The following is an 11692-nucleotide window of genomic DNA, read 5'->3' on the forward strand; positions in this document are numbered from 1 at the left end:
TTGCTTGGTTAGAAAAATGCAGAAGGCTCTGGAAAAACTGTGAAAAGCACCTAAATACGAGCCTTCAGTTCATTAATTTAGCCTTTTTAAGGCTACTTTTGCATAGAAAATATTCTGGATAGGTTCTAAAACGTTGGGAGGCCTTAAGCCGCTATCTGGATGATGGCAATCTACCGATTGACAATAACTGGATTGAGAACCAAATGCGTCCCTGGGCGTTGGGGCGTAAGAACTGGCTGTTTGCTGGCTCGCTGCGCAGTGGTCAGCGAGCGGCGAATATCATGACTTTAATCCAGTCAGCAAAGCTGAATGGCTTGGATCCGTATGCCTATTTAAGTGATGTGCTGAAAAGGTTACCGACACATAAAGTGACCCAAATAGAAGAATTACTGCCACACCGGTGGCAACCCGACCAAAATTAAAAATAGGTATGGGGTTCAGCGGACGCTTACTGAGGATGACAGAAATTCTGATTTTGACTTTAATCGAGAAAGCTTTGCTTAGACAAAGCTTTCTGTACCATAGCTTAGTACTTAAGTAGATGATTGGACTGCTCCCATTATCCTAGATAAAGCAGAATCTGATCCTCCAGGTGTAATTTGGGTAGTCTGCCTTTAGCTAGAACATGCTTATGCAATTGCTCAACCATTAAATAAAACGTTGACCATGAGATGCTCATAATCGCTTAAGCTGTGTTTCAGAAAGCTGTTTTGAGCCGATGTATTTCATCTAAAAATTATGCATGAATGTTAAAAATTCTACGGTACAAATAATCAACAACAAATAGCTTAATTTTTGATTTATGAAAGAGATCTTTTATATATTACATATTCTAAAGCTTTATTTTATGGAAAATAAGGCGGTTAAAAAACCTTGCTGATTGGTTTAACTTCTGAAATCTATATTCATATTGCATTTTTTATTCCAAAATAACCTTTACCTGATTGAGAGACAACCGCCTATAACACTCTTAAAGGTATTATCTTTAGTGTAAAAGTTAAAAACTATAAAATTAAAAAGATACCCTCTTCATCTGAACGCTAGCTTTAAATCTCATACATTGACAAGACAATGGATAATATAAAAATAATGGATCATGGATTTTTAATTTAGTAAATAAAATTAATGTATAAGATGTGAAAGGCTAAAAGCTTGCTATAGTGTGCTAAATTTAGCTTTTTATATAGACTAATGTTAAATAATACTTATATTTTGTTTGGGGCAGTTTTAGGTTTAACGATTGCAAATGCGGCAGGAGCTGCAACTATAAGCATGAAGAATGATCGGTTGGGCTATTTAATACAACAGGTAGATTATCAGCATATAAATGACTCTCTTGAAAAATCTGAAAATCGGTTACTGGGACGTGCAAGCTGGGATATTCAATGCTGGGTAAAGAGTAGTGAAAATACTAAAATTTGCACAATGCGTAAAAACCATATTACGGTAATGCGTATGAACGATTCTTACAACTTAAGTGTTGGCATAAACCATGCAAAAAATTCTATTACACTACTTAAAGTAGATAATAATAGTGTTTTGCAGGCGCGTGAGGGTTTATACCGTGACGCTCAAGCCATTATAGATCAGTTCAAGCGTGGCTTTGAGGTAAAAACCGAGTTTAATGTATCTCATAATGCTAAACCGGTTGTGAATGAAGTTTCATTAATTGGTTTTTCTGACGCATTTAATGATATGCAGCAGCAGTATAGTAAGCTGAATCATTTAGATTTACAGCGCAGGCTTTAATAAAACTAATAGCCTGTTGTCTTTGAATAAAAGGCACAGGCTAAGCAATACCGTTCTTGTGATTTAATGCTAAATCCAATCAAAAGACAAACCAGGCCAAAATCAAACTTGGTCCGAGGTGATTCAGTATTCTCAAATCAGATCTCAGATATATGCAGGTATGGCGCTATTCAACAGGCTGAATGATGTAAACTTTTCACAGCAAGTTGCAGTTTAAATCTGAATAGTGGAGGGATAAACCCAATCCAAAATCCTGGTTTAAAAAGCCGTATCGGAAGCATGATAAAAAAATCTCGGATATGGTGTAGAAATGCTTGTTCAATCTGAGAAAATTGTGAATACTCATGCCCGCAAATTCATGCTGCAAGATTATCTTTTGGGGTTGGACAACTACTGTGAAAACGTATTCATTTTCTCATTTACAAAAAGCATTGCTGGCTGCGGGTTCATTTTCATGTCTAGGCTTAAGCTTAAGCCCGGTATGGGTACATGCTGCAAATGAGAATGAGATCTCGCAACTGGAAAAGCTCACAGTGACTGCACAAACGGCCTATGACCAATCCGAGGTGAATTTATACGGTTTTAGCCAGCAAAATCTGGCTAAAATTCCGGCATCGCTCAGCACAATCACAGCCGAGCAGATCGCGGATCAGCACGCCAAAACCCTGACGGATGTAGTTAAAAATGACGCTGCAGTAGGGGATGGCTATGCACCGATTGGCTATTATCCGAACTTTGTCATGCGCGGTTTTGCCTTAAATCTGGGATCCAGCTATTTACTCAATGGTCACTTGCTGCGCGGTGAGCAAAATGTGGCGCTTGAAAACAAAGAACAGGTCGAAATTTTAAAAGGCATCAGTGCGCTTCAAAGTGGCATGGCAACCCCGGGTGGTGTAGTGAACTATGTGACCAAACGCCCCCAAGACATTCACTCACTTACTGTTGAAGGCGACAGTCATGGTGGTAACCGCGTGGCAACGGACTTGGGCGGTTTCCTTGGAGCAGATCAACAGTTTGGTTATCGAGTCAATTTGGCGCATGAAGAGATTCATCCTTATGTTGAACATGCCGATGGCAAGCGTGTGTTTGGTGCTTTGGCTTTAGACTGGAAAATCTCTGATCGTTCAAAACTGGAATTTAATATCGAATCACAGCGCCAACGTCAGCGCTCCGTACCCGGCTATCAGTTGCTGGATGGTAAAACAGTACCCACGGGTGTTGAATGGGATCGCTTGCTAGGCTATCAAAGCTGGAGCCAACCGGTCACCAATGAAAGTTTAAATACCGGCTTAAAATATATTCACCAGATCAATGATAACTGGACAGCCAATCTGGCCGTTTCTCAAAGCCGTGTGGTGGTGGATGATTATTCAGCATTCCCGTGGGGTTGCTCTTATAGTAGCATTTGTCAATATTCAGGTTTAGGCAATAGCTTTGACCAAAATGGCAACTATGACATTTATGATTTCCGTAGTCCGAATGACAGCTATCTGACCAATCAGTTTAAAGCTGGATTAAATGGTCAATTCAACACTGGAGCATGGCAACATATGCTTAGCCTGGAACTGTCACAAACCTATAAACGGCATGCACAATATGATGCTACTAATAGTATGGTTTGGGTAGGTACAGGAAATATTTATAGTGATCCTATCATCGTACCCCCTAATGACAGAACTCTAGGCAATCATTACAAATCACTGGATAGTCAGCACACGGCCTTGAACTTACTCGACCAGATTGATTTCAATCAGGCGTGGTCCGTTTTGCTGGGTGGCAAACTCTTGCATGTCAATGAAAGTGCTTATAATGCGAATGGCAACAACATCCGCGATACCGATTTGACTCGCTTCCTGCCGCAGCTGGCCTTGATGTATCAGCCTGGGGAAAACACCCATCTGTATGCGTCTTATGCCAAAGGTTTGAGTGATGGTGGACAGGCACCTTGGTATGCTCTGGGTAATCCTGATAAAGGTATCGAAGGTAATGCTGGCGTAACTTTAGCGCCAGTACATTCCACCCAGTATGAATTGGGGATTAAGCAGCAGTGGAAAAAGTTACTCTTTACCGCTGCAGTGTTTGATTTAACTCAAGACAACCAATATACCAACTCAGACAATTATTATGTGAATGAGGGTGAGCAGCATAATCTGGGGCTGGAACTGGGTCTACAAGGGCGCGTAGGTCAGAATCTAGATCTGAACTCGACTTTGGCACTTACCCGTTCACGTCTCACAGAAATACAAACAGCTGAATACCAGGGTCATCAAACTCAAAATGTACCCACTGTCCGCTTCGTCAGCCATCTGTCTTATCAAGTGCCGCAAGTAGAGGGATGGCGTTTATTGGCCGGTATGCAGTACAGCAGCAGTAAATATGCCAACAAAACAGGCACCGTAAAAGTACCTGCTTATACCGTATTTGATGCAGGTACAAGCTATAACTTCCGGGCTTATGGTTATGACAATATGCTGCGCTTCAACATAGATAACCTGTTCAATAAGAAATACTGGCGAGATGCGGGTAGTTTCTTCGGTGATGACTATTTGTTCCTTGGGGCACCACGTACCGCACAACTGTCATGGACTGTAAATTTCTAATTCGATCTTAGATTTTGCTATAGAAAACTGTCTGAGTGTTTCATAGGACCATTGCTCAGCGAGCCCATGCGCTGCCAATATGACCTTTAATCCAGTCAGCGGAACTGTGCTGATTGGATCCATAGCCGATTTGAGTGATGTATTGAAAAGAGTGCTGACACAGAAAATCAGCCAGATTGAAAAATTGTTGTCGCATACGTGGAAGCCTTTCTGACTCCAGCAGGTTTTACCACAGGCTGACTCAAGGGTGATAAAAAGGTGCAACACTGACGGTGTCGGGTATACGCTTGCAATCAAAGACATATTATATAGTAAGCAACGTTTATGCCCATCAACATTGTATGTTTTGGCAGGACATTCTTGAGAGGCTGTAGTTTCAAGAACAAGAGGGCTGAATAAAACCATCACTCAGACATTCTGCCATTTTGGTGTTTTCACTGATCATTATTAAGAATCTACCTGTAGATTGGAATCTAAGAGATACTTTTATTCAAGACAAGAGCATTAACCCAGACTTCGCTATATTTTGATAGCCCTGACAGTTTTTATAGTAATCATCAGCAACAGTTCAGTCATATTTGAAGTCTCTTTTTAAAGTCTAACAGGCCCTCTATTTTTCTGCAAAAAAGGCTTTTTCTTCTACATCTATGGTGTTATCTTGTTGAAAATGATTTAAAAGTTTCGTTAATTTTCACTTAATAACAGCATGTACATCTACCATATATAGGAACAGGGGATTTTTATGAAATTAAAACAGATATTACTGGCGGGAATCGCTGCCGGAGCAGCAAATATGGCGATGGCCACTACAGGTACCATTACTTTTAATGGTGAAATTGTGACTGATACTTGTGCAGTTTCTGTTGATGGTGCTAGTTCAACAATAGTCACCTTGCCAACAGTACAGACTTCGAGCTTAAATGCAAGTGGACTATCAACGGGCACGACGAACTTTAGTCTTTATGTTAAAAATTGTGGTGATGCTGTAGATGCGCGTGGTATTACTTTAACCTTTACTGATCCAAATGGTTTTGATACTACAAATAAGAATCTTTTAAAAAATTTCGCAACGGGTACGCCCGCAACTAACGTTGGTATTGAATTGGCTACAGGTTCAGACTTTGCAGCAGCTATTGTATTTGCTGGTGCACCTTATACGACCCCCACGCATTTAACATCAAGTGGTGCAGTTACACTTCCATTCTCTGCACGCTATACCGCTACTGGAGTTGCTACTGCTGGAGCAGTTTCATCTACTATGGATTGGACTATTACCTATAAATAATGTGTGTGGCCTCTTGTTAAATTGTTTAAGATTTAACAAGAGGCTAATTAATGATCAAAAAGATGTGTGTGTCTCAAAATGAGAATAGATATGTTCAGATTTTTTAAGCGCTCTGTTTTATCATTGGGACTTATAATTACTACCTTCTTAGCAAATTCCAGTGTGGTCATGACGAATAACCGAGTGATTTTTCATGCTGAAAACAAAGATAAAACTTTGCAATTCAATAATAAAGGCAGTACCGCCTATCTTGTACAGGTCTGGGTCGATCAAGGTAATGATAAATCCACTCCTGATATAGCAGATGCGCCATTTATAGTGACTCCACAAATATTTCGTATCAATCCGAATGTCGGACAAACTGCACGTTTGCTATATACGGGGGATAATCAGCAACCTAGGGATCGCGAATCTATCTTCTATTTAAATTTTCACCAAATTCCTGCACTCAATCAAAGTACCGCTGATCAAAATAAATTGGTAATGACCTTACATAGTCGTTTAAAAGTTTTTTATCGCCCAAAAACCATTCTTGGCAATGTTGAAGAAATGCCTAAAAAATGGACTTTCGTCCTGCAGAACAATGCAAAAGATAGCACGATCACAGTTAATAATCCGACTGGTTATTATGCCAACCTGACCACTGCGACTTTGAGGACAAAACAGAAAAGCTACCACATTGCCCCAAATTCTGTTGATATGATTGCGCCATATAGCAGTGCAAGCTGGCCAATCGCTGAAAAAGTAAAGCTTGATCAAAACAGCATACTGAACGTGACTTATGTGAATGATTATGGTGCCATAGCTAAACAGGACATTCCTGTACAACAGCCTTAGTATTGTGTAGGGATAAAACATGGAGAGAACCATCCCCTTATTCTTACCGTCGTGTTTATCCCTGATGATTCATTTTATCTGCTTACAGCAAGCATTGGCTGTTAGCACCAATAGTAGCTCACTGACACAGCCGGATAGCAAGCAGACGACAAAAGAGATCTATACTTTTGATCCGCATTTATTTCAAGGCAGCGGCTTAAGTGCTGCAATGATTGAACGTTTTAATCAGGCAGACCGGATTGAAGCCGGGGTCTATAAAGTTGATATTTACGTCAATGATCGTTTTTTAGAAAGGCGTAGCATTCAGTTTATTGACAATCAGGCAGCCGCACAGGGCGTGGATGCCTGTTTATCTACCGAGCTGCTAGAACAAGCCGGTATTTGGGGAGATGAAGCATACCGTAAACAGCAAGCTAGTATCCCTAAACTTCCCTCATGTTTAACCATCACCCAGGTTGCAACAGGCAGTAGCAGCCATTTTGATTTTTCCTTGTTACGTCTGAACCTGATGGTGCCGCAACGTTTCATGAAAAATTTGCCACGAGGCTATGTCAATCCAGCCGATCTGGATAGTGGCAGCAGCATTGGCTTTGTCAATTATATGGGCAACTATTATTATTCTCAGAGCCGTTTAAGTCATCAGGACAATAATGAATCTGCCTTTATGGGGTTTAACGGTGGGATCAATCTGGGCAAATGGCAATATCGGCAGCAGTCCAATCTGTCCATGAATAATGAGCATGACACGACCTGGCGTCATCTTCGCAGTTATGTACAACGCCCAGTGGATAAGTTGAAGTCCCAACTGCTCCTGGGACAGCAGTATAGCTCAGGACGTTTTTTGTCCGGATTGGCTTTTCAGGGACTGAGTCTGCAAACAGATGAACGAATGCGGCCAGATTCGATGCGCGGTTATGCTCCGGTAATCCGTGGTATCGCCCAGAGCAATGCCAAAGTGTCGATTGAACAGAATGGCATCGAGATCTATCAAATTACGGTGGCTCCTGGCCCCTTTGAAATTAATGATCTCTATCCAACCAATTATGATGGCAATCTGACTGTGATTGTCACTGAAGCCGATGGTTCAAAGCATTCCACTAAAGTTCCCTATGCTGCGGTTCCGACCTCTCTACGTGCCGGATTGTCGAATTATAGTCTGGCACTGGGCTGGACCGATCTGGATCAAACCCACGATGCTTTTTTTTCTGATATCAATTATGAATATGGGGTCAGCAATAGTATTACCATGAATGGCGGTATACGTTTTGCAGATGCTTATCAGGCCCTGGCTGTCGGCGGCGTTTATGGCAGTTTCCTGGGCGCTTTGGGTGCCAATTTGACGTACTCGCGAGCCGAGTTACCAAGTATGGATGGACAGGAATCCACCGATGGCTGGATGACCAATCTGACGTACAGTAAGACTCTGCAACCTACCAAGACCACGATTACCCTGGCAGGCTATCGTTATTCGACCAGTGGCTATCGTGAATTCAGTGATATTTTAAGATCCCGCTATGCCTGGGAGCAAGGCAATCCGTGGAGTCCCTATAACAACTTACAGCGTTCGCGTTTTCAGATTAATCTGAGTCAGCCCTTGGGAAGTTATGGTTCATTCTATTTATCTGGTTCTACCCAAGACTATCGGGATGGACGCCAACGCGATACATCGCTGCAAGCCGGCTATCAAAAATCTTTTGGTATTCTGAGTGTCAATCTGAATTATACCCGTCAAAAACTCCATAGCCTTCAAGGTGGTTCGGTCAAGCAAGAGCGTTTTGACAACTTTGGTGGCCTGAGCCTGTCTTTCCCGCTTGGTTCCAACCGCGGCAGGCTGACGCCGAACCTGAATGCAAACTATAATCGCAGCAATGACAGTGATAACTATCAAGTTGGCATTAGCGGTGCCTTAGATGAAGACTATAGCTTGAGCTATAACCTGGGCATGAATGGCAGCGGACAGTCGAATGATCAAAATTATAATGTGGGTTTGTACAAACGGCTGTCGAAAATGTCGCTGGGCCTGAATAGTGCCTATAATCAGCAATATTGGCAAAGTTCTCTCAATGCCAGTGGTGCCCTGGCCATTCACTCTGGTGGAATTACATTGGGTTCTTATCTTGGAGATACCTTTGCACTGGTTGAAGCCAAAGGTGCCAAAGGTGCAAAAATTGTCAGTTCACCAACCAACAGGATTGATCGTTTTGGTTATGCCTTAGTCCCGAGTATTAGTCCTTATCGTTACAATACCATTGCCCTCGACCCGCAAGGGGTGTCCGGCAATATCGAATTGGAAGGTGGTGAACAGCGTATTGCACCCTATGCTGGCGCTGCGGTGAAAGTGAACTTTAAAACCCGTTATGGCTATAGTGTGCTGATACAAAGTAGGTTAACTGAAGGGCAAAATATTCCGATGGGGGCAGATGTCCGTAATGAAGCTGGTGAAGTGATTGGCATGGTCGGACAGGCTGGGCAGGCTTATGTACGCGTTGAACAGCCACAAGGTACACTGACTTTCGATTGGGGAAATGAGGCTGGACAACGTTGCACACTGCCTTACCATATTGACCGTCAGCAACTGCAGCAACCACTGATTAAATTACAACTACAATGCACTGTAGAGAATGAATAATATGAATGATAAATTTTATATTTTGCTCAAACTTGTTTTTGTAATGCTATTAATGGGCATCACTATTACTGCACAGGCAGAGTGTTTTTTTGTTGACTATCTTACTGGTAAGACGACAACTACAGATAATAATAAGACTACTAGTACGAATGATAATGCTGCAGCAAAAATTCCAATAGGAAATTTGCACCTTTACAATGATACGATTCAACCGGTAGGAACTAAGCTTGCAGAGATATCTGTTGCTGCAACAGAATATAAAATTAAAAATGTAGGTTCTGACACGATTTTATGGCGTTGTGATCAAGCCAGTGATGTTACTTATATTAAGTTCCTTGTGGCTACCAATGGTGATGATCGAGTTGGGGGACATAATGTCGTTGATCCTGATGATGTTGGCGGTACATCAAATGTTTATTATACATGGTTTAAAGGAGTTGGCATTCGTCAGAAAATGGGGAATGTTACCTTAACAAGAACGTGGCAAAGTATCTCCGTGATCCCTGATGGAGGTGATGTAAATTTAAAGGAAGAGGATGTCCAAAATGCAACTCAATGTCCCCAAAATTGGTACTGTATTCGTTTAAGACATATCCCTACTCTGCAAGTCGAATTTTTTAAAGTAGCTGGTACTCCCCCTGCATTATTAAACCCTTCTTTTTACTGTGATTCTGTTACTGAAGGTGGCACGCTTGGTATGGGGGAGTCAGGAAATTATAAATGTGGTCAACCCTCAGCATATATTCAGTTAGCAGATGACCAACTTACAGGAACAACTGATAATCCTGTACAGTTTATCCATGATTTTGCAGGTGAAGATTCTTCAAGCCATTTTGACTTTTTTGGTCCTGAGAATGGTTTTGGTTATACCTTATATAATGCAGCCTACCTTGTCCCTGCTGCAAATACCTGCTGGGCGACCGCAGCTAATACTCAGACTGTTACTCTACCTACGACCTCGACGACTCATCTGGATACAGGTGGAGAAGTATTTGCAGATTTTCAAATCCAGATTGCATGTACGGGAAATGTGACTGCTGGCCTGAATACTGGTCAATTCGCTGTCGGGATTCAGGCTTCTCAAGCCAGCTATACTCAGGCAAAAACTTTAGGATTGGTCAATACCAATCAGGGAGTGACTGCATTGGTCTCGGATGACTATTCTACCAATGCAGCTCGAGCAAAAAATGTCGGGATTTTCCTCTACAAAGATAGTGGCAGTACACTGATGAACTTTGTCGGACAGCCGGGATATACAGGTAGTGGCTTTCCTAATACCACCAATACTGGTGGAGGGATTAGCATACATTATGCTTGTGATTGGAAAAATCCGAGTATTCCCGGAACAGGTGGTAGCACGAATGTGTGCTATTTAGGGAATGCGATTAATTACCCAAATGGCAACGATGCAGGATGGTATGCATTTTCAGAGCTTACGCAATCTTCTGGAGACAAGATCACCAATATTCCATTACGAGCAGTGCTAAAAAAACTCCCTTCTGCTGGAGCAGTGACGGCGGGCTCCGTACTTGCAACTGCCCATGTGCTGGTAAAAATGCAATGAAGTCAATTCTACGCTTATGTTATATAAGCTTATTCGCTCACAGTATTGTTGCACATGCAGGTATTGTGCCTGCTTCTAGCCGGGTGATTTATACAGAACAGAGTAAAGAACAATCCTTGCTCCTGGCCAATGGCAATGACTATCCGCTTGTGGTGCAAACATGGGTAGATGATGGTGCGGGTAATTTGGATCTCGCGAAAGCCCCATTTGTAGTATTGCCGGCAATATTTAAGATGAACCCTAAGGGCATACAGGCAATACGCATTGTGCAGAATGGCGATGCCATGCCTGCCGATCGTGAATCAGTCTATTGGCTCAATCTTTATGAAATTGCGGGGAAGACCCCTGAACAAAATCAGCCAGTCAGCAAAAATCAGGCGCGTTTAGATCTTGCCATGAATACCCAGCTGAAAATTTTTTATCGCCCAGCCAACTTGGCCAAAATGAATATTGAACAAATTGCTGCACAGTTACGCTTTTCCTTACAACAATCTGCAGGGCAGTGGTTTTTAGTTTGTCATAACCCTACACCCTACCATATTTCATTTACCGGACTAAAAGTGATCCAGGGTCAGCAATCTAGAATTGTTGCAAAACAGATGGATATGATGACCCCTGCACAAGCGAATCGTATCTATCCCTTAGAGCAGGCTCCGCAGTCTACCGAATTTGATCGCATTGAATTCACACTTTTGGATGATCAGGGAACCATGCACAATGGTCTATTTGATCCGAAAATGAATCACACGCAGCTAAAATAAAATTGTTTAGCAACAATCAAGGGCTGTTTGCTGAAAATCTACTAATTATTTATATAAAACAATTATTTATGTAAAAATTAATAGCATAGGGAAAGTTGCAGAGCTGCGAAAGTTGTTTTAATGATTATTGTTGTTCCACGGTAAGCGTCCGCTGAACACACCTTCTGAATTCATCCTATAAGCCTTAATTTAGTCCCCACTTAGAAACAAGTGGGGACTTAAATTTATGACTACAAATAATCAGACATCCATCGCATCTCTTGCGAA

General features: G+C 41.9%; 7 protein-coding genes and 2 pseudogenes. All 9 read left to right on the forward strand.

The window, feature by feature from the left end; all coding sequences use genetic code 11:
* Window positions 1-122, forward strand: a pseudogene (locus FTT87_RS14615) (IS5/IS1182 family transposase); the annotation flags it as partial.
* Window positions 123-125: 3 nt separating this feature from the next.
* A pseudogene (locus FTT87_RS14620) lies at window positions 126-422 on the forward strand (transposase domain-containing protein); the annotation flags it as partial.
* Window positions 423-1191: 769 nt separating this feature from the next.
* Window positions 1192-1749 carry a hypothetical protein gene (locus tag FTT87_RS14625; protein WP_180175035.1) on the forward strand — a complete coding sequence of 186 codons (558 nt, stop codon included), beginning with the start codon at window positions 1192-1194 and terminating at the stop codon, window positions 1747-1749.
* A 395-nt stretch (window positions 1750-2144) separates the two neighbouring features.
* A complete protein-coding gene (locus FTT87_RS14630; RefSeq protein WP_180175036.1) occupies window positions 2145-4349 on the forward strand; it encodes a TonB-dependent siderophore receptor in 2205 nt (734 codons plus the stop codon).
* 742 nt (window positions 4350-5091) lie between these two features.
* Entirely contained in the window at window positions 5092-5634 is a 543-nt protein-coding gene (locus FTT87_RS14635; protein ID WP_180175037.1) for a fimbrial protein, read from the forward strand.
* Between the two features lie 168 nt (window positions 5635-5802).
* Complete coding sequence (locus FTT87_RS14640; RefSeq protein ID WP_257230592.1) at window positions 5803-6471, forward strand: molecular chaperone; 669 nt, start codon at window positions 5803-5805, stop codon at window positions 6469-6471.
* Window positions 6472-6490: 19 nt separating this feature from the next.
* The gene (locus FTT87_RS14645; RefSeq protein ID WP_180175039.1) at window positions 6491-9100 is read left to right on the forward strand and encodes a fimbria/pilus outer membrane usher protein; all 2610 of its coding nucleotides are present in this window, start codon (window positions 6491-6493) and stop codon (window positions 9098-9100) included.
* Between the two features lies 1 nt (window position 9101).
* Window positions 9102-10664: a fimbrial protein gene (locus FTT87_RS14650; protein ID WP_180175040.1), complete on the forward strand. Its 1563-nt coding sequence runs from the start codon at window positions 9102-9104 to the stop codon at window positions 10662-10664.
* A complete protein-coding gene (locus FTT87_RS14655) occupies window positions 10661-11425 on the forward strand; it encodes a molecular chaperone (protein WP_180175041.1) in 765 nt (254 codons plus the stop codon). Before FTT87_RS14650 ends, FTT87_RS14655 begins: the two co-directional genes overlap by 4 nt.
* The last annotated feature ends 267 nt before the right edge of the window (window positions 11426-11692 follow it).

It is taken from the genome of Acinetobacter sp. YH01022 (assembly GCF_013420235.1).
Lineage (GTDB): Bacteria > Pseudomonadota > Gammaproteobacteria > Pseudomonadales > Moraxellaceae > Acinetobacter.

Bases quoted from the DNA above. Each gene is read 5' to 3' on its own strand.
- FTT87_RS14625 (WP_180175035.1), top strand. From the start codon at position 1,192: ATGTTAAATAATACTTATATTTTGTTTGGGGCAGTTTTAGGTTTAACG.
- FTT87_RS14650 (WP_180175040.1), top strand. From the start codon at position 9,102: ATGAATGATAAATTTTATATTTTGCTCAAACTTGTTTTTGTAATGCTA.
- FTT87_RS14655 (WP_180175041.1), top strand. From the start codon at position 10,661: ATGAAGTCAATTCTACGCTTATGTTATATAAGCTTATTCGCTCACAGT.
- FTT87_RS14640 (WP_257230592.1), top strand. From the start codon at position 5,803: ATGACGAATAACCGAGTGATTTTTCATGCTGAAAACAAAGATAAAACT.
- FTT87_RS14645 (WP_180175039.1), top strand. From the start codon at position 6,491: ATGGAGAGAACCATCCCCTTATTCTTACCGTCGTGTTTATCCCTGATG.
- FTT87_RS14635 (WP_180175037.1), top strand. From the start codon at position 5,092: ATGAAATTAAAACAGATATTACTGGCGGGAATCGCTGCCGGAGCAGCA.